Genomic DNA, 25,390 nt, shown 5'->3' with positions numbered 1-25,390 from the left:
GTTTTGCGGTAAAAACCAACAGCCTCTTTTCAATTCTAATTAAAATCATAATCCACTGCAGGCTCATCTGGTCCCAAAAGAGGGTTGGCCACTACCTCTGCGGAAGGAATCGGCAACTGGAAATGAGACGCATTGATGGAAATCGGGTTTGTCGGAGGTGTCAGAATATATCCTTCGATGGTATTTTCATCTGCGGCATTTGGACCATTATCCCGGTTGTAAACGGATTCCCTGTCCATGGAATTTACATACTGTACGGCTCCTGATGGATCCCTGTAGAAATAACGCTTGATGTCAAACCAGTTTATTCCTTCCAAACCGAACTCTACTCTCCTCTCCTTCAGGATATCCATCCAGGTAAGGCTTGATTTTGCCGGCAGGTTGGCACGATCACGTATCGCATTGAAATATTGCAATGCCATAGGATCTGAAGTTGAAGTCTGAGCCCCAAGGGCAGCTTCAGCATAAATCATGTAAACATCAGCCAAACGCAGCAGAATCGAATTGATCCGGGTAGCCTGACCGGTGGTTACCCCACCATCGGTATCGTCATTGCTGCCGATGACGTATTTTTTGATATTATTCAACAGAGGTGCTGCACTTTCCAGAATCGTATTAGGATCCGCAGGATCGCGATGTACAATATAATAGGTGTAGCCCCCATCGTTTTTCCGAAGTTCAGGGTAGTAATCACCCTGGGTCATGTAAATCGCAGACCGGCGGGCGTCACCACCTTCTACTTGTTGTAAAAAATCATAGGTAACGGATTTAAATCCACCCCAGCATTCCGTATTCTGGGTGAGCAGGCTGCTCCGGGCCCAGTTGGCCTGCCGGCTGTTTCCAATCGCATAGGAACCTTCCATCCATTGCAAGGCAAAAAGTGATTCCTGGTTGTTATTCTGGTCGTATTTGAAAATATCCGCATAGTTGGACATTAGCGATAAACCACTGTTATTGATCACATCAGCTGCATATTGTTTGGCCAGATTAAAATTCTCTCCTGATTTAGGATCGCTCAGGTTTGAGGCAATGGTCAAATGAACTTTTGCCAGCAACCCCTTGGCAGACCAGGAAGTTACACGGCCCGGTGTGTCTGAATCAGGCAGATTTTCTGCAGCAAAAACCAAATCCCGGCGAATAAATTCGAGGACGCTGGCATGGGTATTTTTGGGCAGCATGAAATTATTGCTCACCACAAGTTCTGTTGAATTTTCAACAATAGGCACATCGCCCCAATACTCCGTAATCATGTAATAGGCCATGGCACGAATAAATCGTGCTTCTCCTAACGCCTTGTCAATAACCTCTTGTGGGACATTGCCCTCAGCAGATCGAGGCATGTCATTGATGACAGAATTGGCATAGGAAATTACCCGGAATAATCCTTTCCAGCCTGAAGAAATGTGTGCATTTCCAGCATTAAAGGAAAAATAGAAGAACTGACCTTCCTGGTCCCAGGTATGATATATATCACCTGACATACAGTCTCCTGCCGTCCAGGCAAATTTGTCATTGTAATCAAACCAAGGGAAGCCGTATAAAGAAGCGGTAGCTGCCTTTATTTCACTTTCTGACTTGAAGAAGTTGTCTGCCGTAAGTCGGTCTACCGGCTCGATTTCAAGGAAATCTTTGGTACAGGCACCTGTGAAAAAGGCTAAAACCAAAGGCAGCAATACAAATTTAAATATATTTCTCATTTGAATTAATTTAATGTTTAACAAAGGAAATTTTAGAAATCCAGGTCAACGCCGAAAGTAACGAGGCGAGGCGATGGATATCGTCCCATGTCCACATTCTGAAGCAACGGATCCTGGTTGAAGGCCCCGATCTCAGGATCATATCCTGAATACTTGGTGAAGGTGAAAATGTTTTGTGCATTCACATAAAATCTTAGCCTTTGCACTTTATATCTTGTGGTAAAAGAAGCAGGCAAAGTGTAGCTCAATCTGACATTTTGAATCCGGAGGTAAGATCCGTTTTCGATAAAGCGGTCAGACATACGGTTATTTCCGTTGTTGTCATTTGTGGTAGGTCTTGGAATGTCAGTACCTGTGTTGACCAGGTAAACATTGTCTGGATCATCTGCTGCCCCATTGGCATCGTATAATCCAACCTGCGCACGATTGATAACCGAAGAAGCCTGGTTGTTGAACACGCTGGTTTGTCCTTCGATAACCACTCTTGAATAATTTAGCACATCTGCGCCAAAAGCTCCATTGAGATAAACCGTCAATCCAAAAGGTCCGTAATTGAATTCATTGTTCAATCCAAAGACAAAATCGGGGTTAGGATCTCCGATGATGGTTTGATCCTCCGTGGTGATGACACCGTCGCCATTGATATCTTTGAATTTGACATCCCCTACCCAAACACCTTGTGTTTTATTGACAAGATTCTGTCCATTAGGATGTTCCGTTGTGATGTTACCATCGCTCACCTGTACCGCATGATTGAGAATGTCGTCCTTGTCGGTAAACAAGCCATCTGCCTGGTAACCGTAGAACATGCCTATTGGAGAGCCAACACCTGTTCTCGTAGCCGTCTGGAATTGGCTATACCAGTACAGGTTTCTCCAGTAGATCCTGGAATCATCATCCAACTCAAGTATTTTATTTTTGTTTTTTGAAAAAGTCAGGCTGGTAGTCCAGTTGAAATTTCTTCCTCTTATATTACGTGTAGTCAACGAGAGATCGACCCCCTTGTTTTCCATTTTACCTACATTGGCAAAAGGTGCGCGGATATCGTTGTAGTTGGTTCCACCCAGGTAACTTGGAATGGATAACTGCAGTAACATATCAGAGGTTTGTTTCTTGTAAACATCAATAGAAAAGTCTATACGTCCCTCGTAAAGGGAAAGATCAATACCTGCGTTAAATTGCTTGGTGGCTTCCCATTTCAGGTCAGGATTCGAAATTTTTTCAAGACGATATCCTGTTCCAAAAGGGGTATTAATCGTCAGCAGGGAAGAACCATAGAGGTAATTGCCGATCGCCTGGTTTCCGACTTCACCATATCCTAATCTTAGCTTAAGATCATAAATGGCTTCGACATTATCAAGGAATTTTTCACTGCTGATCCTCCAGGCAAAAGAGCCGGATGGGAAGTACCCCCATTTGTTATTCGCTCCGAATTTGGAAGAACCGTCCGCCCGCAAAGTAACGGTAAAAAGATACTTGTTGTCAAAACTGTAATTGAAACGGCCGAAATAAGAAGCCAAAGAAGCTCCATCTTTCCAACCTGAAGTACTGGAAGTCTCGTCATTTCCTTCACTCAACACCTGAATGTCGTTGCTTGAAAATTGTTTTTTCGTAACAAGAGAACCTTCCCAGTTCGATTTTTGGGCCTCACTACCGATCATGGCAGTAAGATCATGGCGACCGCCGAAATTAACATTGTAGGTCAGGTAATTTTTCCAGATCCAGAAAAAGCTGCTTTCTTCGCGTTGACGCAACTGGTTTTCGTTATTTTGTAAAACGCCCCAGTTGTAGGTTGGGTGAAACGCCTTGTTGAGGGCATGATTGTTATCAAGACCAAATTCTGATCTGAGACTAAGGCCTTTGAAAAAGTCAACTACCCCGAAAACGTTGGCGGTAAGCCTTTGTCTGTTGAGCGTATTGTTTCTCAACAAAGCTGCTCCTACGGGATTGAAGCTGATATCGGAAGTATTGCTGGTAGGACCGGCAAATTCTCCGTTAAAGTCTCTTACTGCAACATCCGGAGGCATTACCAGAGCCTGCATGATTACGCCGTCCCCACCGTCATTCAGGGTGATTTTTTCCTTGGTGTCCGCAAAAGCCAGATTGGCTCCGATCTTAAACCATTCTTTGACTTTATTGTCAAGATTGACGCGGGTCGTAAATCGATTAAAATCAGAACCGATGACAATACCATCCTGTTGGAAATATCCTCCGGAAACGGCGTATTGAGTATTATCGTTACCGCCTGAAACAGAAAGCTGGTGGCTTTGCATTCCGGCATCCCGGAAAATTTCATCCTGCCAATCGGTTCCATTCCCGAGCAATGAAGGATCAAGGTATCTTAAATTCACCTGTCTGTTCAAATCCTTTGCGATTTCCACCTGATAGGTTGCATAATCAGGCAGAGCCATCATATCCAGTTTGTTGGGTAATGATTGCATGGCGTAATACCCGTTGTAGGATATTTTTGCCTCTCCCGATTTGCCTCTCCTGGTGGTAATGAGTACTACGCCATTGGCTGCACGAGCTCCATAGATGGCGGTAGCCGAAGCATCCTTCAACACTTCAATACTAACAATGTCATTGGGGTTAATGGTGGAAAGCGGATTCACCCTGTTCTGTCCGTTTGCCCCTCCGGCCCAGTCAAAGCCTGAGACGGCCGTACCGTCCCCCTGAAAGGGAATACCGTCGATCACATAAAGGGGCTCACTGGATCCTGTAATAGAATTGGATCCCCTGATTCTGATAGAGGCGCCCCCACCAGGTTGCCCCGAGTTTTGGGTAACCTGTACTCCGGCAACACGACCCTGCAATGCCTGGTCGACATTAGTTACTACCGAATTTTGAATGTCATCTGAAGAAATGGAGGAAACGGCACCCGTAAGGTCTCTTTTTTTCTGAGTACCATACCCTACGACAACGACTACATCCAAAACTTCCGAATTCATCTCCATGACAATGGTGTAAACGGATTCTGCGGTCACCGGGACCGTTTTTGTCTCATAACCGGTATAGGAAATGGAAAGCGTTTCTCCGGTTTTTACTTCGATGGAAAATTTACCATCAAAATCGGTAGAGGTTCCTCTGGCAACAGAATTTTCTACCAAAACGGTTGCACCAATAAGAGATTCTCCGTCGGTAGAAGTTATAGTGCCTGAAATGGTACGCATTTGCGCACTGAGGCTGGCCGTCAATAACAACAAAATTGACAGGCTAAGCCATTTAGATAAAAGTTGATTTACTTGCATAATACTGTTCAGTTTTTTTTAACATGAAAGTATATCAATACGATATTTTCATTTCAAATTTATTCAACTGAGAGGCATGGTATAGGGGGAAAATGTTCAAAAACAGGGGGTATTTAGTACAATTCACCCTGGATGGTATTTTCTGTTACTATTTCCCCTTCAAATTGAAAAATGACACTACCGTTACAAAACCTTATTTGTCATAATTTTAAAAAACAAGAATTTGAAGAAAGAAATATTTATGCAAGGCCAAATGACCTTTTTCTTTTGACATTTAGTACAATAAATGAAAACCTATTTGGGATTTTTTTCCTTTGGTGGAAATTTTTTCAAAAATTCAAGGAAGTTTATGTACTCCCCAAAACCATAAAATTTAAATTTGAGCAATGAAAAAAACTATTTTTTTATGGACCCTGGCCATAACAAACTTATTTATGCATAAACTATTGGCAAATAATGGATCCACCCTGGGACCTGTTATTAACTCGGTGGAGGTATTGACCCCGACTGTTGAACTTTTTGGGAAATTTGAAGCAAAAATTGATCTTAGCGCCAGTTATTCGAATCCTTATAATTACAACCAAATTGAAGTATCTGCCACGTTTACCTCTCCTGCCGGCGCCACTAAAACGGTGGACGGTTTTTTTATGCAGGATTATAACTTAAATGAGACCAACGGCAATTTATCGATCAACGGAACGGGCATTTTTCGGATAAGGTTTTCTCCAACGGAAACAGGAACCTGGAGTTTTATCGTTTCCGTGGTGGACGGAACGGGAAGCAGCTTTTCCGAACTGATCAACTTTGGATGCCTGGACATTGCAAACCCACTAAACCACGGTTTTATACGCAAAAGTTCCACGAATTATCTCCAGTTCGATGACGGCAATCAATATATTGCCATTGGAGAAAATATGGCCTGGCAAAATAATAATGCATATTTAAATTACAAATCCTGGCTGGAAATGCTGATTGAAAATGGAGGTAATTTCTTCCGCCTCTGGCATGCGCACTGGGGGCTGGGCATTGAATGGAGCCCGGGAAATGGTTTTCAGGGCTTGCTAAACTACAAGCAAACAAATTGTTATTACCAGGACTGGATGTTTGACTATTGTGCTGAAAACGGAGTTTATATCATGCTTGCCCTTCAGCATCATGGGCCGGTTTCCACCCAGGTCAACCCGAATTGGAACGAAAGCCCCTATAATGCAGCAAACGGAGGTCCTTGCCAAAGTACCCTGGATTTTTTCACCAATGAAGAAGCTCGTAATATCACTAAAAACCGTTATCGGTATATTATTGCAAGGTGGGGATATTCAAGGAGCATTCTCTGCTGGGAATTGTTCAACGAGGTACATTGGACGGATAATTTTCAAGTCAATAAAGCAGATGTTGCCAATTGGCATTTTGAGATGGCCGATTACCTGAAAGACATCGACCCCAATCTGCATTTGGTCACTACCAGTTATGGAGACGACCTTACGGATGAAGAGGTTTGGGCCTACCCCAGTATTGATCTTACGCAGACACACACCTATAGTAATGTTGCAAACATAGAACGGACCCTGGCCAATGAAAACGGGTTGTATCTTAATGAGTTTAACAAGCCAACCCTGAATGGTGAATTTGGTTTGGGTGGAACCGCCAGCCTGGCCAACCAGGATCCCGATGGGATTCATATCCATAATGCCCTGTGGGGAAGTCTCTTTGGCGGTGGTTTCGGTACTGCCATGACCTGGTGGTGGGACAATTACATTCATCCCCAGGATCTGTACCACCATTTTTTTGGCGTTTCCCAATTGGTAAACGACATCCCTTTTGTGGAAGAAAACCTATCGCCTGCTGACGCCTATGTATTGGGAGCCCCTGACGACCTTACCCTCACACCCTCCCTTGGCTGGGGGGGCATTGGCACCAGCGAGATCACCATCACCGAAGCAGGACTGGTTCTGCCACAAGGTGCTGTACTGGGGCAGTTCCTTTACGGTTCTCAATGGAATACCCAATTCAGAAGTCCTCCCATTTTCCTGGTTCATTATCCCGCCTCCGCAGATTTTACCGTGACCACGGGTTCAGAAACAGGGACAGGCCCGAAAATAACTATAAAACTGGATGGGATTACATTAATTGATCAAAATGCATTGACGGGGACAACTTATACCATTACCGTTCCGGCCGGAAACCATACCATACAGGTAGATAATTCTGGTACAGACTGGATATTGATCTCCTCCTATCGTTTCGAGGGATTGGGATCACAAATCGATGCTCATGTACTAGTGTCAGCTTCCAAGGAAATGGCGACCGGCTGGGCACTGAATAATCGTTATAATCACCAATATATTTCCGCTTTTGGTGAGCCGGATCCAACGCCTCCGTCAACAATAATGGTTGATAATATGCAAAATGGAACTTATGCGCTTCGTTGGTACGACCCAGAAACAGGAACCTTGGAGGGCAATGATGTGGCCCTGGCAAACAACGGCATACTGAGTATCCCCCTCGGGAGTTTTCTTTGGGATAAGGTGTTTATTGTGGACAATCCGTTGGTGGCTACCGAAGATATAAGAGCGGATATTGCCATCGAAGTCTATCCTAATCCGGTCAGACCGGGCGGAACAGTACAATTCAGGATTAAAGATGTAAACGCCATGACAGACCGGATTGCCCTTCTTGATCCCACGGGTCGGGAGGTGCTGAGCATGACACCGGAAAACGATCAGATAATCATTCCTGCCGGATTGCCCGACGGTCCTTATTGGGTGAAATTTGAAAGCCGGAACGGAACTTCTCTTACACCGATAGTGGTGGTGGAATAAATGCAAATTTCAAACTGAAAGTTAAAATGATATGAGAACCGGATTCCTTGCCTTTTTTTTGTTCGTCTCCTTGCTGATTTTTGGATGTGCCATTCAAAACCAGACGGTGGTAAAACAGGACAGGATTTTCCTTCCCACCGACAAAAATATACGGTTTGTTGGCAGAATTGATTTTCGTGATCCGCTGTGGCCGAGGTTTTATCAGCCCGGCATTTATTTTGAAGCCATCTTTAAAGGAAAAGACTGCCGGATCATCGTCCGCGATCAGCAGCTTTGGGGTCAAAATCAAAATTACCTTCAGGTGGTTGTCGATGGAGAAAGCAGAAGAATTCAGACCACAGGAGCTATAGACACGATTGAAGTGGCCAGTGGCTTGCCTGAAGGGCGACATACGTTATTGGTTTGTAAAGATACCGAAGCCAACATCGGCTGGCTGGAATTAGGCGGGATCATTTGCAATAAACTACTTTCCCTACCTCCGCCACCCCGGCATAAGATCGAATTCATTGGAAATTCCATCACTTGCGGGGCCAGTGCCGATCTTTCAGGCATTCCTTGTGGCGGTGGAAAATGGCATGATCAACACAATGCTTATCTAAGCTACGGACCTGTAACAGCCAGGGCTTTAAAAGCAGATTGGCACCTCAGCTCCGTATCTGGTATTGGGCTGATTCACAGCTGTTGCAATTTGGATGTATTGATGCCCCAGGTTTATGACAATATCGATATGCGCGGGGATAGTCTTGCCTGGAATTTTAAAAATTATCAACCCGATGTGGTAACCATTTGCCTCGGACAGAATGATGGTATTCAGGATGCTGATACTTTTTGTAATGCTTATGTCGCCTTCATAGAGAAACTTCGGTTCTACTACCCTACTGCTCAGATCATTTGTCTGAACAGTCCAATGGCGGATGAAAGTCTAAAAGCGGACATGAAAAAAAACTTGTCACGTGTAGTCAAAACAATGCACGACAAAGGCGATCTTAAAGTGGATCATTTCTTTTTTTCAGGGCAATTCAACAGCGGGTGTGACTACCATCCGGACATTAAAGAACATGCACAGATCGCTGAAGCCTTATCTTCACTTCTAAAAGCCAAAATGAATTGGTAACTTCCTTCTTTCAATAAAATCAGCATTGATGAAAAAAAGTTTATTTATACTTGTAATTACCTTTTTATCAACCTCCTCATACAGTCAAAAATTTGAAGGATTGGCCCAGACACCACCCATGGGCTGGAACAGCTGGAATACTTTTGCCATCGATATTAATGAGCAACTTGTCCGGGATATCGCAGATGCTTTTGTCAACCTTGGATTAAAAGAATCTGGTTATGAATACATTGTGCTCGATGACGGGTGGATGTCGCATGAGCGGGATGCTTCCGGAAACCTGGTGGCCGACCCTGCAAAATTCCCTTCCGGCATGAAAAACCTGGCCGATTACGTGCATGGCAAAGGGTTGAAATTCGGTTTGTACAATTGTGCAGGAACCAAGACTTGTGCCGGATTTCCGGGAAGTCGTGGGCACGAATACCAGGATGCGCTGTTGTATGCAAGCTGGGGGATAGATTTTTTGAAATACGATTGGTGCAATACGGGAAAACTGAATGCAGAGGAAGCTTATACTACCATGAGAGATGCCTTGTATGCAGCCGGCCGGCCAGTGGTTTTCAGTATTTGCGAATGGGGTACCGATGAGCCCTGGAAATGGGCGAAAGACATTGGGCATTTATGGCGGGTTTCCGGGGATATCACTCCCTGCTGGGATTGTGAATATGGCTATGGCGGCTGGTCCTCTCTAGGGGTGTGGAGGATCATTAATTTGAGAAAAGGTATCCGTTCGGCCTCAGGCCCTGGTCACTGGAACGATTTTGATATGATGGAAGTGGGAAATGGCATGACCAGCGGTGAAGACCGGGTACATTTTGGAATGTGGGCGATGCTGGCCTCTCCTTTAATTATGGGAAATGATCTTCGTTCCGCTTCAAAGCAAACCCTTGATATCCTGACCAATAAAGAAGTGATCGCGGTCAACCAGGATCCATTGGGGGTGCAGGGATTTCGACTGATGAATGATGGCGACCTGGATATATGGCTCAAACCTTTGGCCGATGGTGCCTGGGCCATGTGTTTTGTCAACATGAAGGAAGCGCCGCTTGACATCAATTTTGACTGGAACAGGGATCAGATCGGCGACAGTTTTGTTGGCAGGAGTCTTGATATCGGCCAGCACACCTACTCCATCAGGGATCTTTTTAATAAAAAGGATATAGGCACCACGGCTCAAAACCTTAAGGCGGTTATTCCCGGGCATGATTGCCTGATGGTTCGACTCACTAAACAATAATTTTATTAGTCCAAATTTTGTTACATACAAAATCCAGTGTTGCAGGGTGCATTTTAATCAAGTGCACCCTATTGTTTTTTCCACTTTGAATAAGGATTTTTCATCAGAACTGCATTATAATACTGTGGTAATCCGGTAATTTCCCGCCCCAGCCAATCAGGCCTTTCAAATCCTTCATCTTCATGACTCAATTCAATTTCTGCAATAATCAATCCTGCATTTTCGTCAAAAAATTCATCCACTTCGAATTCATGTTCCCCCGACGGGATTAAATACCTGATTTTATGGATGGCGCCCGGTTCACAAAGTTTCAATAAATCCAAAGCATCCTCTTTTTTTATCTCGGTTTCCCACTCGTATCTCGACACCCCGGATTCATTGCCCATCCCTTTAATGGTAAGAAAGCCTTTATCCCCTTTTATCCTGATCCGAACAGATCTTTCAGGGGTTGAATTTAAATATCCCTGCACTATTTCAAAGGAATTACTTGCATGCCTTTTAAAATCTCCGTTGACGAGAAATTTGCGTTCTATTTCCAGTGCCATAAATCATTTTATCGGCAAGGTACGCTTTACTACTCAAAAAAGAAGGGAAGCCTAATGGCAATAGAATACTTCTGGAAAGAGGTATTTTAAGCTGTTTTATGAAGGGGGAAGGTTAAACAGAAATTGGTAAAATAGTTTCATTGGAATTTTGGGGGTTTTCATTGATTTTAGCGAAGATCGCTTGAAGAATGGCTAAGGGAAATCAAGAGGCAGAACCGTCCTGACCCTTTCATTTTTAAGAAAGCCGGACGGGTTTTTATCATCTCAAGGCAAAATTGGAAAATAATTTTTGGGAAAAAAAGCGTATAAATACCTGTTTTGATGAAATGACCCGTCAAAACCATCAAAAAAGTGTATGATGAGGGACTTCGAATCTTTACCAAAAAGATTCTCGCAGGATCATCCCTGCCCTATTCGCTGAATGTCTTTTGCTATTTCTTTCAAAGTTTTATCGTAATCCGAGGGCGTTACCAATCCCAAATGAAAATCTCTTTCAAGGGCATAATACCGGCTTGAACAGGTAAGAAAAGCGCTACTCCATCCGCAAGCCAATTCCAGGGCCTCGGGCCATTTTTTTTGCTCCAACAATGAATGGAGTTTTGCTTTTTGTGCATCAGTGAGTTTTATTGGCTCACCAGCTCCGTCGGGCAACACCATGGAGAGCAGTGCCTGTTTTATTTGTTGCAGGGTTCGTTGGTGATGCTCATTCGATACAAGCCCCAGATTGAAATCACGCTCAAGCTGCCGGTTCCTGGTGAAAAACATCAGACCTTCCTTGCTGAAATCTTTCCCTGATTCAAGGGCTTGTTTCCATTGATTTTTTGCCAGGAGTGCAATCAATTGCCGACGTTGATCTTCGGTAAACCCATCTGGTAAATTTACCGAATTCTGGTTGCTTTCCTTCTTCCGGTTTTTAGAGGTCATTTGTTCAGAAGGATCCATAGTTTCGAGGACAGCATAGGTGATCCGGTTTCTGGTAATGTTGAATGTCTCCGCATTGATCTTTCGATCTTCAAACTGTTTATGGGCATTGTCCCATTGAGTTTTGAGCAATATCAGGGATGGGTAACCGGCGTCGACCAGGAGTTGGATGGCTTCCGGTAATTCCCCTTGTGCCAGGAGGGTCCTGACCTGGTTTTTTAGCTCCTCTGTTGTACCGGTATCCTTACCAGAGAAACCTTTAATAAATTTGGATATTTTTGAGAACATGGTAGTTGGATTAATATGGTTATCCAATAGAAATCTATTTAAATACTTCAAACATCTTTTTCAAAGTTTCTTTTTTCTTTTCCGAATAAGAATAGCCTTCTTTCTCCAGCTCCAATAACCCTTGCATTCCTTTGTTCAATATCGGTTTCATCTCTCTGGCCTGATCAAGATATTTTTTAGCATTTTTTTTATCATTTTTGTAAAAGTATACCAAAGAAAGGCCAAGAATTGCGTCTATAGAATCTATATCGTTTCCAATTTTTATACACTCATTGAATTGCTCAATAGCTTTATCGTAATTTTCCTTTTCCAAATAACAATACCCCAAATTGTCAAGCAAACTTGATTCATGGATCTCATTTTTCTTAGCTTTTTCAAGGGTTTCGATAGCAGCATCATAGTCGTTTTGGCTGGCATATGAAATTGCCAGGTTTTGGTAGGCCGAAGCATATTTTGGAGACAGTTCAATGGCATTTAAGTAATCCATTATGGCGCCTGCCCAATCTTCCTTAATAGATTTAGCAACACCACGGTAGAAAAAAGCCATTGGAAAGTTGGGGTCAAGTTCAATGGCTTTTGAATAATCCATAATGGCGCCTGCGTAATCTTCCTTGGTAGATTTAGCAACACCCCGGAAGTAATAAGCCATGGCAAAGTTGGGGTCAAGTTCAATGGTTTTTGAGTAATCCAATATGGCACCCGCATAATCCTGTAGGTCAGATTTTGTCCCACCACGGTTGTAATAAGCCTCTAAAAAATCCGGATCAAGTTCGATGGCTTTTGAAAAATCCAATAGTGCATCTGGATAATTTTGCATCTCACTTTTAACACAACCCCGGTAGAAAATGGCCAGTGCAAAGTTGGGTTCGAGTTCGATGGCTTTTGAATAATCCAATAGTGCATCTGGATAATTCTGCATCAAATATTTAGCAACACCCCTGTCGTAAAAAGCCATTGGAAAGTTGGGGTCGAGTTCGATGACTTTTGAAAAATCCGAAATAGCACCTAAATGATCCTGTAGATTTGATTTAGCCCTGCCCCGGTTGTAATAAGAATCAGCATTTTTTGGGTCGAGTTCAATGGCCCTCGTAAAATCAGCCACCGCACCGGTATAATCACCCGATTCTGATTTCATATAGCCCCGATTGTAAAAATTCATCTCATCGGACGGATTTAATTCAATCAATTTAGTATAATCCGATATGGCTCCCGGATAATCCTGTAACGCTGATTTCGCGTTGCCCCTGACGTCATAAGCTATGGCAAAGTTGGGTTCGAGTTCGATGGCTTTTGAATAATCCAATATGGCGCCCGGATTATCCCCCATCTTTGATTTGGCAACACCCCGGAAGTAATAAGCCATGGCAAAGTTGGGGGCGAGTTCAATCGCTTTTGAGTAATCAGAAATCGCGCCGGCATCATCCTGAAGATCTGACTTCTCGTTGCCCAGTTTACAATAAGCGATTGCATCAGGACCGGTCTCTTCCAGTTTTTTTGTAAAAAGGGTCAACTGCTCCGCAGAAACTTTCGGATCCCCTCCTTTTTGGAACTGATCAAACATCAATTTCAGGGAATCTTTTAACTTTTGAGAAAAGGTAAATCCCTGACTTTCCAGTACTGACAAGCCTTCTATTCCTTTTCCCAGGAGGGGTTCCATGATAATAGCCTGGACGAGGTAAATTTTCGAAGTCAATGAGTCCCCTTTTAAAAAACAGGCGATAGAGAGCCCAAGGGTGACATTAAGGGTCTCTCCATCGGGTATCGATTGTAAATAGGATTCAAAGGTTTCAACAGCCTTATCGTAATTTCCGACATCAAGATAAAAGTATCCCAAGTTTTGGTTCAATTCAGGATTGTGAATTCCGTTTTCCAAAGCCGTTTCCGTAACTTTTATGGCGCTGACCGGATCATTTTGTTCAAAAAATAATAATCCTAAATTGATATAAGCATCATCCTCCTCCGGATCGAGTTCAATGGCTTTTGAATAATCGGCAATAGCCTCCGGATAGTCTTTTAAAGCCGCTTGGGTGATGGCCCGATTGAAATATCCCGTACTCCATGCCGGTTCGCGGGCTATGATTTCTGTAAAATCGGCAAGTGCCCCGGCATAATCTTCCATATCAAACCTGGCTCTTCCCCTGTAGGTATAAGCATCAGTAAAATTGGAATCCAATTCGATGGCAGCTGAATAATCAACAACAGCCCCCGGTAAATCCTGAAGGGCGTTTCTGGCAATAGCCCGATTAAAATAAACCGCTTGCATCCCAAGACCGAGCTCAATGGCGCTCGTGAAATCAGCAGCGGCACCGGCATAATCCCCTGACTTTGCTTTTATATAACCCCGATTGTAAAAATTCGTGCCATCAGACGGATTAATTTCTATAGCTTTTGAAAAATCAGCAATCGCCCCGGGATTGTCGGCTAAAACCACTTTTACATAGGCCCGTGAGACATAGGCTGGCTCAAATTCAGGGTCCAGCAAAATAGTTTTTGAAAAATCCTCTATGGCACCTTGCTCATCTCCCAGGTCGGATTTCACGAGGCCACGATGGTAAAAAGCTGAAGCAAATTGCGGATCAATTTCAATGGCCATTGATAAATCGGCAATGGCCCCGGCATGATCCCTTGCATCATATTTAGCGATCCCTCTGTTGGCATAGGCCACAGAATAAAAGGTATCGAGTTTTATGGCTTCAGTAAAGTCGCTTATGGCGCCGGCATAGTCAAACAGGGCATATTTGCCGTTTCCCCGGTTATAGTAGGTGACCGGATCTGGCCCCGTTTCTTCCAGACTTTTTGTAAAAAAGGTCACCTGCTCCGCAGGGTCTTTTGAATCCAGCCCTTTCTGGAAACAATCCACTTTTTGAGCGTAAAGGAGATTGGGAATGAGTGCTGCCGTAAAAAGAAGGATTTTGATTTTTGCGCTCATGGTTTTGTGTTTTTGGCCAAACGGCGTTTATTTATTTACTGATGTTACGCGAACGAAACTATTATACTTTTTTCTCTCTTTTGGTGTTAAATAGTCTCCCTTGGCTTCAAGACATTTCGTTGCTCCTGGTTTTTGTTAGTTTGTTTTTGATAGTAGCCCGTTTGAATCAATTTTCTTTTTTCCGCAAAAAAAGAAACAAAAATGCCTGGAAATGCAAGGCGGCAAGCTCACCCCCGGTATTTCGCATGGTATAATCGAAGGTTTTATCTGACTCTTTCGTTTGATACAAGGCGATTTTCCCGTTAAGTGGCACCGATTTCTGTATGCCTGGCAATTGAAATTACTAAAGCATTCATAGGTAGGAATCATTTGTGACCAAGCCACTTCCCGAAGCCATCTGACGCCTTGTATCTCTTTGGGCCGCTGTGCATTTCCAATTTCTCACAAAAATCATTACTTATTCTTCCGACCCAAACTCTTATCCCCAAACACTTCTACACCTGCCTACTGTCGAAGAAAGGTAGGTTTTACATTCAAAAAAAATCAGCTTTGATTTTAAAAAAGTCTGACAATTTTTCAACTGGCGTAAACTTAGTGCGTAACGTCAGTTATTTAGATCGGCGATTTTAAATTCCTTTGAATAGTTCCATGTTTTTACGGAATAATTTTGAGAAAAAGCACCTTCACTTTGATCGATGACTTCCCTCATATCTCCTTCAAAAGTGCTTTTGACTTTCAACTCTTTTATGTCTGGTATTCCAAGATTACATGACATAAACATTAAAATTAATAAACTTGCCTTTAGTATTTTTAATTTTGTTTAGAAGTTCATTTTTTTTGTTTTTGTAATATCACCCTTTCACACATTCTGTTACCCGGGTTCTCCTTTTCGGGTATTATGAATCTGTTTTCGAACGGGATTTTTTTGTTTTAGGGTTTATAAATTCGCAAAATCCAGCCCATACCAATACCCATCAAACAGATAAGGTTTCAATATCTTGCCCTCCAGGTCAATTTCAAACAGATTGGTCGTGAACGGATCATTTCCCTGCATTTCGGTGATGTAATAGGTGTTGTCACACTGATCAAAGGTGGTGGAATAAAATTCCGGGTTGATTTGCCCGTCCTGCCCTGCCGGAAGATTTCCGGTGATATCCAACAGCTGGGTGACCGTGGCGGTGCTGAATGCTGGCTCGATGGACACCAGGTCCGTACGTGCTGGAGTCACAGTATCGAACCTGTTTTTCATGGCGATCAGCAGACCCTCATCCCTTTTATATTCCAGCCCGAAAAATTGCACCACATTATCGATGGGATGAAAGGTCGGATCCAGGTCGATCTCGTTGGCCACCAGGTTCTCCACATTAAACTCGATCAGGGTGGTGCCTGAGAGGAAATATATCTTGTCCTTGCCATTGGAGGTGGAAGACATGGATATCTCTGTGAAGGGACTGTTGGCTGTAACATATCCCGAGTGCATCAACCCCAGGTTCTGCCCGGTCAGGGGATCGAGCTGGATGATCTGGTATAACACGGACGGATTTCCTGAATCCAGCTGTATCGCATACAGGAAGCCATTCAGGAATACCGGCGCGGCATAGGCCGTCATGGGCGAGGTGAAAGTGGAGGCCCCGGTTGTTATGGATTGGTGATAGAACAGCACCTCCACCGGCCCGCCATTGGTATAATAATATTCGAACACATATTGCTGACCGATACTGTCATAGGCGGAGAAATTGGACTCAAAATTATAGATCAGGGTACCCACAGGATTCGGGCCCGGGCCTTCGGCATACTCAAAGGGAACGGTAATGGGCTTGTTGAACTCATTGAAAAAGAAGCTCAAATCGATCCCGGGAGCCGCCTGGCTGGCGTAAAATACACCTTCGCAGGTCGGCATGGTGTCCACAATAATGGGGTCGGTGATGGTTTGCTCGACGAGTTCGCATTTTTGGCAGGAATAGGAAAATATTCCCAGGGAGCAAAAGAGTATGAGGCGTTGAATTTTCATTTTTTTAGCATTTGCTTTGTGAATAAAACCTTATCAGTTCTTAAACAGGTATTTGTACACGTAATCACAATCGTATAACCCGGGGTCTCTAAATTTATGATATGTTCTTTTCCAAATATATAATGGCTTGAAATGAACGACCGGTATCCAGATCAGTCCCTTTTTTTTAAATTTTATGGAATCGGGTACCCAAATATATTCTCCTACTATAAACTCCCCCATTTGGGGGATAATGGCAGGGTCAATAATTCCGGTAACAGGATTATATAAACTGACGTCATTCACGACCAGCTCTTCTTCATTATTAGGACTGCCGCCTAGCGCGGTGGTATTATAATCGCAACATTGTGAAGCATCTTTTTTTATCCAGTGCTCACTTGCTGCCTGGATAAAGGAATAGTGGTTGTTATAGGGTGTGTTCATGGCATAAGATGACACCGGCTGAACCATCCCTGTCGGGGACAGGAAAGGGGAGCTTGCAGCGCCAAATTTAAGAGGATCCAATGGAAGCCTCTGGTCAACGAAATAAGAAATGGCCCGGGCTGTTGGTATCCCCATATCAAATACTTTGACCAGTTTCGTTGGTTTAAAATTGGACTGACTTGAATAAGTATTTTTTCTCGCAGAAGCACAATCCATGGTTATGACACCATCATCATACCCCGGGTGAATAACATGTTTCATACTCAAAGCCGCTGCCTGAACCACATTTTGAGGCACCCCGATCAAGCCCGATAAATTGGTTAACGCCAATTGATTCTCTGATATAAATGATGGGTGACCGCCGGTTACAGTAAGTACCGGAACCGGGACATGATCCATATAGGGGCCCCAATGGCTCCGTGTATAGCTCGGGATTAAATCTACCAGGATGCTTTGCCGGATGACAGGATAATTAAACCTGACATCAACAATAGGGTCATCCTGCTGCAAAGCCATAGCCGTTGCCAAAATAGTCGCCGTTGGCGAGGCCTGGTTGGCTATCCCGACCAAAATGGTGGCAAGATCGCTTCCTGTGAAAGCACCCCGACGAGCAATATGACCTTTGCACCTGTCCGCAATTAATCCCAGATTCCCATATTTAGCAGCATAAACAGGGTCCGCTTTCGTTTTCTCTGCAACTGCCAGAACCACATCCGATACTATGGCGCCGGTGGACTGTGAAATAATGACATATTCCCTGCCAAAGCAGCCAGTCCCCCTGGGGTCATTCGGATGGGGGACTTTAACCCCCCGGCCCGTTTCCATAGCCTCACGAATTTGGGTCAATACACTATGAATGGCGACATCCAGCCTTTGTGAACAATTATAGGAAACCACTAAATACCGGTTGAGATAATTTTTGTCAGTGGCAAAATATTTAATGTGGTTCTTCCATGTCTTTTCGGCTGACTTTTTATAATAACCACTTCCATAAAATTCCGTTTGGTCAGCAGGCCAATTGAGTGCTGCCTCTGGTGGAATGTTAAGGATTCGGCCAAAAACATGGTCAAGGGATAGTCCATGAATATAAATAATATCCTTACCGCCAAATGCCATATTTCCAAAATCTTTTGGCAATGGATAATCAGAACAATTAGCAGTAAGATTTCCAATGGGCGGCAGGTTTGCTGGCAGGTCGTTGATATAATGACCTTCAACGGGCCCGTCCAAAAGTTTCTTAAATTCCTCACACGTCATATTGATCCCTGCCATCTTCAAACTATCATCACAATTGTATTGAGCGATCCCATCGGGCAAGGTTCCCCCAATGGAAAAACACTTGTCGGAAGCATTCGCATACCAATTGTCCGTGCCATCATAGCCATAAAGCCCGCCGTACAGGTCCTGTAAGGCGCCATTATAGAATTCATCTTCCTCGGGTTCAGGAATACAGGTAAACCCCGCAGGAAGATTTCCCGGTCCGGGAGGAATTATTGGCTTTCCGGAAGCGTCCACCTGAAGTTCATCACAGTCATAGGTATTGCTGACTTCACAAATGGTTATATTGTCTATAAGAATAGTGGCAGTAGTACCGTCATTGGTGAAAACATTGACGGCAATATTTGAAAAATTCTTATTGGCCATCCAGACCGGGAACTCAATAATGGACCAATCACCGCAATCTTTGATCTTTCCGCTTCTGCCGATGATCGCCACATTCGGACCAGGATCAGGATGAGCACCGGTGGAAGGCAGCACATTGTTAAAAGCAATGACCCGGATCCGGGCATAATCCAGGGTGTTGGCCTGGTCAAAAAACCGGACGGCTATATTGACCACGTATTTCTTTCCCAGTTTAATACCATTCGCTGCATCCAGTTTTTGTGCGATCGCATCGCCGCCCTTTTGATCTCCTGAAAATTCCACATAACCGGGATCAAAACAACCCTCACCTGGGGTATTGAGAAAAGCCGGGTTCCCGTATGCTGTGGTCCAGAAAGAGGTGCCCGAAGCCCTGTTGATCCCCATATTGAACTCACTGTTTCGGATCAGGCTGTTCAAACAGGAATCCTGCACAGGTACATTTTCCGGGTAGTCCGGAACAGGAGGGTCCATTTTGTCCTTAGGCTTGTCTTTGCCAAAAATAAAACTAAGGCCTACGGCAACACCAAAGGAATTGAAATCGCATTTCCTGACTTCGGCATAGGTTGGTGCCGTTCGCAAGGTTTGAATCAGGGCATCATTGGACATTTCCGGCGTAAATTCTGCATTTAAAAAACTGTAGGAATGGAGGACATCTTTGACAAACTTATAATTCCCGGAAAGGGAAAGGTCTACCCGCTTGGCCAGCTTAAAATTAATTCTCAAGGCAGAAAACAATACAGGGTTGAGCTTCTGCTCAATCGTTTCATTTTTTGTTTGATACAAGGTATATGCCTGGTTGAGCGGAGCCCCCACCTCCAGAAATTTTCCAAAATCAGGATAGGAAACTTTAGCCAGTCCCAATTTTGAAGTGAGCTCTATATTGATTTTTTTGGAAAGGTCCAATTTCAGAACAGGTCCTGCTGCGGCCAGAAATTGTTTCCACTGGTTTTGGACGATGTTTTCTGATTTTGTGAGGGAAAGGCCTGAATTTCCCGCTGGAAGTACGTCATCAAATTGGATGTCATTCATATCCATGCCTCCATATACGCCGAGGCCAAACTTTCCCCACATTTTTTCCAGGTGCAGCCCAAACTGAACCCCGCGTTTGGCAAATACGTTTTCCGCTTTGAAATCACCTATCGGGTTGGACAGCCCAGCTTCGGGAAGAACCCGTATGCCCTTGTTTTGGCAAAAAACGAAAAAGGGAAGCAATAAAAAAATGAATATCAAGATTGAGTTTTTCATTTTCGTTTATGAATTAAGATGTTGCAATTTATGATTTTTTTACCTTTAGCTCCCGACATTCCTTTATTCGGTCAGGGTTTACCCATAATCCGGTCAGAATTTTTCTATATTCGGTAAAACGTATTTTGCTGTTTAGATAGGGAATTTAATTCATTGCTATAGCTCGCAGGTATTTTCAAGGCAAAAAAAATCCCGAATCTTCAATGAAGAAAATCCGGGATGCCAAATGTTTCCTGTTGTTTTTTAACAGAACTTATAAATCATTAAATCATTTCAATCCTATCATTTTTCCAAATATCAAGGCTTCGAAAAAGGAGGTACTTCTCTCCAGGTTGCGTTGGGCATCCGGAGTCAGCCCTGTTCCCAGTTCCCATTCGTAGCCTTTGATCAGAAAAGTATAGGCACTGGGGAATTTTTCATAAAGGCTTTGACACAGGGCCAAAATCACTTCAGGCTTCAAAGCATGGCTCGTGAATTCAAAGGCTCCCCCCGGTTCCAGGGGCTGCAAGGCATAATCAGGCCCCTCCTCTTTCGTGGCATCCACAAAAATAACCGTCTCGGCTTCTTTGATCAATTCTGCATCCTCAATGTTTAGCTGGTACCGGTAGATCAGTTCTCCCTGGAAATCCGTAAAGCGGCTCAGTTCGTCCAATAGTGCCCATCCCAACCCGTCATCCTGTCTCCCGCTATTGCCGATGCCTATGATAAAAGTCTTTTTATGATTTAAATTTTTCATCTATCATATTTCCTTGTGAATCAATTATTTCGACATGCAATGGCATTTGCCCCATCGCGTGGGTTGCGCAACTCAGACAGGGGTCATAAGCTCTGATAGCCACCTCAATTTGATTGAGCATGACATCGGTCACTTTTTGCTTTTTGTCAAAGATCTTTTTTGCTACCCAGTTTACCGCCTCGTTCATAGGCGCATTATTATGCGTGGTAGAAACAATGAGATTACATTTCCGGACTTTACCGGACTTATCTACCTCATAATCATGAATCAAGGTTCCGCGGGGTGCTTCGATGATGCCAACGCCATGTTCCCGCTGCGTACCTTTTCTTACCAACTCATCTCCTAAAATATCCTCATCGTGCAATAACTCTTTCATAACTTCCGCACAATGTAGAATTTCTATGACCCTTGCCAAATGGGTGTGCATGGTCATATTGTTCGGCTTATTACCAGTATAGGCCATGAACTCTCTACGTTCCATTTCTGCCAGGGGCGTATTAATTTTGTCGCAAATATTTATTCTCGCCAAAGGCCCTACTCTATTGGAGCCGTTTTCACGTCCCAGATGTTTAATATAGGGGAACTTCATGTAAGACCATGATTTCACCTCTTCGGCGAAATAATCGGCATATTGGAAATCAGGAACGTCATTGAGGGTGATCTTTCCTGAGCTGTCAATAGCTCTGAGGTTTCCATCATATAATTCCATGGCTCCATCTTTTCCCACGAGTCCCAGGTGCCCGGTATTATAGGCGGCGAAAGAATCCATCCAATCCTGGTTGGCCACATGAAAAGATTTGAGGAATTCCAGTGTACCCAATGACCATTCTATCATGGTATCAATAGATTCGATTTCCTTTCCATTGAGGAAATAATCTCTTTCATGAACGCTCAGGTTTTTGTGAACGCCCCCCGGAACCGCAGAGATTCCGTGAATTTTTTTTCCGGCAATAGCGCGAATGATTTCCTGACCGAATTTACGCATGGTAATACCTTGCCGGGCCAACTCTCGGTGCTCCATGGCAACGGCTACCACATTTCTTTTTTCTACCGGGGCTTCCACCCCAAACAATAAATCAGGGGAAGCCAGGTAAAAGAAATGCAAGGCGTGGGATTGAAATACCTGCCCGTAATGCAGCAGTTTTCTCAATTTATAGGCTGTGGGAGACAAGTCTTCAGGATCAATCCCCACAATTTGATCGATAGCCTTGGCAGCCGCCAGGTGGTGACTCACAGGACAAATACCGCAAAGTCTTTGCACTATCACGGGAACGGCCCAATATCCATGTCCCTGGATGAATTTTTCAAAACCCCTGAATTCAACTATATGGAAAAAAGAATCTTTAACCTTACCGTTTTCATCCAGATTGATGGTCACCTTTCCATGACCTTCCACTCTGGTTACCGGATCAATGACTATTTTATTTTTCATATTATTGCTTTTATGTTAATTCAAAAAACGAATGGTTTGCTTAAAATCAATCGTATTTGAATTCTTTGTAAGAAATTGGAATTTGCTCACCGGACAATACACTTTTCACCACTTTCCAGATGTGATCAGCATTAGGTGGGCAACCCGGAATGAAATAGTCTATTTTAACAATATCATTGGTTGAATAAACCTTATCAAGTAATCTTGGGATATCGTCGCTTCTCGGGATTATATTTGCCCCGGCCTCACTTGTTACTGAGTGTAAATAAGCTTCTTCCAGGCATTCTTCCAGCGGTACGATATTCCTCATGGCAGGCAGCCCACCCCAGATGGCACATTCTCCCAGACCAATCAGAATATCACAATTATCCCGGAAGGCTTTCAGCACTTCAATGTTCTCATTGTTGGCAATACCGCCTTCGATAATTCCTATATCACACCGTTTAGTGAATTTTTTGATATCTGTCAGGGGAGACTTATTGAATTCAACCAATTCGATGATGTCGAGCAATTCAGTATCGATATCAAGGATAGACATATGGCACCCGAAGCAACCGGCAAGCGATGTAGTAGCAATAACCGGTTTTTTATCCTTAGGCAAATTGACTTTCAATTCCTGGGTAGGTACGTATTTCATATCCTGGTCAAGGTCAAATTTACGTACCCCAAAAGGAGTAGCTCCTGTTTTTCCTTTCACCAGAATAGCTCCCACGGGACAAATATCCCTGGCCAGTTCAATCTTTTCATCACTTAATTCCCGCTCCAGTTCATAATCGATGCCCACCAAAACTTTATGTCCTCTGTTTTGGAAGGAGAAAACGTTTTTACCATCGTCTGTTTTGATTAATTCAATACACCGTTTGCAGAGTACGCAGCGGTTGTGTTCCATGAAAATTCTTTCCATGCTAAAATCACGCGGACGACGTTTAAAAAGGTGTGGGAACCTGGAAATGGACAATCCCATTTCATATCCCCTTCTTTGAAGGTCACAATTTCCACTCTTGGTACACGCAGGACAATTGTGGTTTCCTTCTGCAAACAACATTTCAACCACTGCTTTTCTTATATCTGCTATTTCAGGAGAGCTGACATCTACTTCCATGCCGTTCCTAACGTTAGTTGTACAGGCCGTATCCATTCTGCCATCAATTTTGCAGGTACAGATGCGGCAGGTTGATAACGGGGGATAAATATCTTTAAAATGACAAAGCGTCGGAATATTGATGCCGTTTTCTCTGGCTACCTCCACCAATGGTCGACCTTCAATAGCTTCAATCTCTTTGCCATCTATTTTAAGCTTTATGAGTTCGTTCATCATGATTTATTAATTTTATTGGTGTAATTAAGGTAAGCTTGTGTGGCCTCTGTTACATTAAATTCTTTCTGTCCTTCATCTTTTAACAATTTCCCCTCGAATACTTCGGGAAATTTTTCAATGGTTTCGATGATGAAATTGGTAGAAGTTTTTCCAAGTCCACAGCGGCTTGCAGCTTTGATAATCTGACTCCAGCTAATAATTTCGCTCAATACTTTTTCCTGTTCCAGGCCTTTCCTGATACGTGATAATTTTTGGCCGACAAGGAAGTTTCCTGCGCGACAAGGAGTACATAGGCCACAGGATTCGTTAATGAAAAATTTGGAAAAGTTTCTAAGAATATCAAAAACGTCTGTTTTTGAATTAAAGATCATAAAAGACCCGCCACACAAGATATCTTCGGTACATATAGTGCGATCCACTTCTGTTGCCCGGATAGGTTTTCCAGAGGGACCACTAACCTGGATGAAATAGGGATCCTGGGCGCCGCACCCAGCCAGAATATCTTTAATTTTCACCCCCCATTCAATTTCATAAATACCCGGTTTTTTACAATGTCCGGAAATGGAGAGCAACTTTGTTCCTTTTGAAATCTCTGTTCCTCTTCTGTTGAAATCTTTCGGGCCCAAATCTAAAATATTGGATACCGCACAGAAAGTTTCCACATTATTCACTACGGTCGGTTTATTAAACAAGCCCTTTTCTACCGGGAAATACACTTTAGTCCGCGGGCCTCCCCTTTCTCCTTCAAGGGATTCGATCAGGGCCGTTTCTTCGCCGCAAATATAGGCACCGGCTCCCAGCTGAATTCTAATATCAAAATCAAAGCCATCCTTACCTAGGATATTTTCTCCCAACAAGCCTATATCTCTGAATTGTTCAAGGGTTGCCTCTAGTTTAGGCAAAAGGTATTTGTACTCGGCACGCAGGTAGATAATACCTTTGCTGGCACCAATGGCAAAAGCACCGATGATCATTCCTTCGATTACTCTGCCGGGAACCTGTTGCAACAGCGCCCTGTCTTTAAAAGTACCGGGTTCACCTTCATCAGCATTGCAGATAATATATTTTTGGAAAGACATATTTCTGCGGCAAAACTGCCACTTTACTCCTGTTGGAAAGAAAGCTCCCCCCATGCCTGAAAGGCCGGATTCCTTAACGATGTCAATGACTTGCTCCGGGCTCAATTTTATCAATTTTTTTAAGGCGGAACCAATAGTGTAAGGCCTGAAAAAAACAGGGTCGCTGGTCAGGGAATAAATATTATCAACTACCTCGTCTCTGATCTTTTTGATGTCTTCACCATTTCGAATGGCAAGGATGATCTTTTTGACTTTTGCGGGAGTAAGATTGACAAATGGCTCAAAATTGATGAGTGCTGCAGGTTCCTGGTCGCTGAGTCCGATACAGGAGGTTTCAAATAACCCGAAAGTGCCCGTGGGATCAACGCCTCCAAATTTCCCTCCGGTTTCTTTTTCAAAAGCTTCTTTAATTTTCTCAAATCCTTTGACCTCGGAAACTATGCTGTTATTCAGGTAAATAATATACTTTCCGGTGGGCTCACGATGGAAAAAGTGATAGAAGGACAATATCCCTTCTACTTCAACCACCGAGAAATCCAATTCCCTGGAAAGTCTGCGGACATCGGAATCGCTAATGTATCCTTTGTCGTTTTGCAAATCCCACAGATAATTAAGAATCTGGGTTCTGTCTTGTCTTAATTGAATTGCTGCCATAATGTGCTTTTTTCAATCACAAAAAAAATAGGTACCAACAGTTAATAGTA

General features: G+C 43.5%; 15 protein-coding genes. 3 read left to right on the top strand and 12 right to left on the bottom strand.

Translation table 11 applies throughout. The features are described from left to right. Positions 1 to 35 precede the first annotated feature (35 nt). Both H6571_01905 and H6571_01900 read right to left on the bottom strand, forming a co-directional pair. On the bottom strand, positions 36 to 1,697 hold the full coding sequence (locus H6571_01905) for a RagB/SusD family nutrient uptake outer membrane protein (GenBank protein MCB9322470.1): 1,662 nt from the start codon (positions 1,695 to 1,697) through the stop codon (positions 36 to 38). 32 nt (positions 1,698 to 1,729) lie between these two features. Continuing rightward, positions 1,730 to 4,945 carry a TonB-dependent receptor gene (locus H6571_01900; GenBank protein MCB9322469.1) on the bottom strand — a complete coding sequence of 1,072 codons (3,216 nt, stop codon included), beginning with the start codon at positions 4,943 to 4,945 and terminating at the stop codon, positions 1,730 to 1,732. A gap of 386 nt (positions 4,946 to 5,331) precedes the next feature. Between H6571_01900 and H6571_01895 the strand changes: the two genes are divergently transcribed. From H6571_01895 to H6571_01885, 3 genes are read left to right on the top strand one after another with little or no spacing between them, the layout of a single operon-like run. After that, positions 5,332 to 7,764: a DUF5060 domain-containing protein gene (locus H6571_01895; GenBank protein ID MCB9322468.1), complete on the top strand. Its 2,433-nt coding sequence runs from the start codon at positions 5,332 to 5,334 to the stop codon at positions 7,762 to 7,764. Between the two features lie 31 nt (positions 7,765 to 7,795). Then, positions 7,796 to 8,878 (top strand): SGNH/GDSL hydrolase family protein, encoded by a 1,083-nt coding sequence (locus tag H6571_01890; protein ID MCB9322467.1) that lies wholly within the window; start codon positions 7,796 to 7,798, stop codon positions 8,876 to 8,878. A 28-nt stretch (positions 8,879 to 8,906) separates the two neighbouring features. Beyond that, entirely contained in the window at positions 8,907 to 10,115 is a 1,209-nt protein-coding gene (locus tag H6571_01885; protein ID MCB9322466.1) for a glycoside hydrolase family 27 protein, read from the top strand. 68 nt (positions 10,116 to 10,183) lie between these two features. Here the strand turns inward: H6571_01885 and H6571_01880 are convergent, their stop codons facing one another. The 10 genes from H6571_01880 to H6571_01835 form a co-directional block, all read right to left on the bottom strand. Continuing rightward, entirely contained in the window at positions 10,184 to 10,660 is a 477-nt protein-coding gene (locus H6571_01880; protein MCB9322465.1) for a CYTH domain-containing protein, read from the bottom strand. Positions 10,661 to 11,059: 399 nt separating this feature from the next. Beyond that, positions 11,060 to 11,869 carry a hypothetical protein gene (locus H6571_01875; GenBank protein MCB9322464.1) on the bottom strand — a complete coding sequence of 270 codons (810 nt, stop codon included), beginning with the start codon at positions 11,867 to 11,869 and terminating at the stop codon, positions 11,060 to 11,062. Positions 11,870 to 11,903: 34 nt separating this feature from the next. Next, positions 11,904 to 14,798: a tetratricopeptide repeat protein gene (locus tag H6571_01870; GenBank protein ID MCB9322463.1), complete on the bottom strand. Its 2,895-nt coding sequence runs from the start codon at positions 14,796 to 14,798 to the stop codon at positions 11,904 to 11,906. A 604-nt stretch (positions 14,799 to 15,402) separates the two neighbouring features. Further along, positions 15,403 to 15,573 carry a hypothetical protein gene (locus H6571_01865; GenBank protein ID MCB9322462.1) on the bottom strand — a complete coding sequence of 57 codons (171 nt, stop codon included), beginning with the start codon at positions 15,571 to 15,573 and terminating at the stop codon, positions 15,403 to 15,405. A 162-nt stretch (positions 15,574 to 15,735) separates the two neighbouring features. Continuing rightward, positions 15,736 to 16,809 (bottom strand): hypothetical protein, encoded by a 1,074-nt coding sequence (locus tag H6571_01860; GenBank protein MCB9322461.1) that lies wholly within the window; start codon positions 16,807 to 16,809, stop codon positions 15,736 to 15,738. A gap of 33 nt (positions 16,810 to 16,842) precedes the next feature. Further along, the gene (locus H6571_01855) at positions 16,843 to 20,106 is read right to left on the bottom strand and encodes a hypothetical protein (GenBank protein ID MCB9322460.1); all 3,264 of its coding nucleotides are present in this window, start codon (positions 20,104 to 20,106) and stop codon (positions 16,843 to 16,845) included. A gap of 283 nt (positions 20,107 to 20,389) precedes the next feature. After that, positions 20,390 to 20,857, bottom strand: a complete 468-nt coding sequence (locus H6571_01850) for a hydrogenase maturation protease (protein ID MCB9322459.1) — start codon at positions 20,855 to 20,857, stop codon at positions 20,390 to 20,392. After that, positions 20,838 to 22,289 (bottom strand): Ni/Fe hydrogenase subunit alpha, encoded by a 1,452-nt coding sequence (locus tag H6571_01845; protein ID MCB9322458.1) that lies wholly within the window; start codon positions 22,287 to 22,289, stop codon positions 20,838 to 20,840. The genes H6571_01850 and H6571_01845 overlap by 20 nt, the downstream gene beginning before the upstream one ends. 46 nt (positions 22,290 to 22,335) lie before the next feature. Beyond that, on the bottom strand, positions 22,336 to 23,607 hold the full coding sequence (locus H6571_01840; protein MCB9322457.1) for a (2Fe-2S)-binding protein: 1,272 nt from the start codon (positions 23,605 to 23,607) through the stop codon (positions 22,336 to 22,338). Beyond that, complete coding sequence (locus tag H6571_01835) at positions 23,604 to 25,340, bottom strand: NAD(P)H-dependent oxidoreductase subunit E (protein MCB9322456.1); 1,737 nt, start codon at positions 25,338 to 25,340, stop codon at positions 23,604 to 23,606. Before H6571_01835 ends, H6571_01840 begins: the two co-directional genes overlap by 4 nt. Positions 25,341 to 25,390 lie beyond the last annotated feature (50 nt).

It is taken from the genome of Lewinellaceae bacterium (assembly GCA_020636105.1).
In the GTDB taxonomy this organism is placed as follows: Bacteria; Bacteroidota; Bacteroidia; order Chitinophagales; family Saprospiraceae; genus BCD1.
The sequence above is the reverse complement of the archived record's forward strand: the minus strand, read 5'-3'. Positions and strand labels throughout refer to the sequence as shown.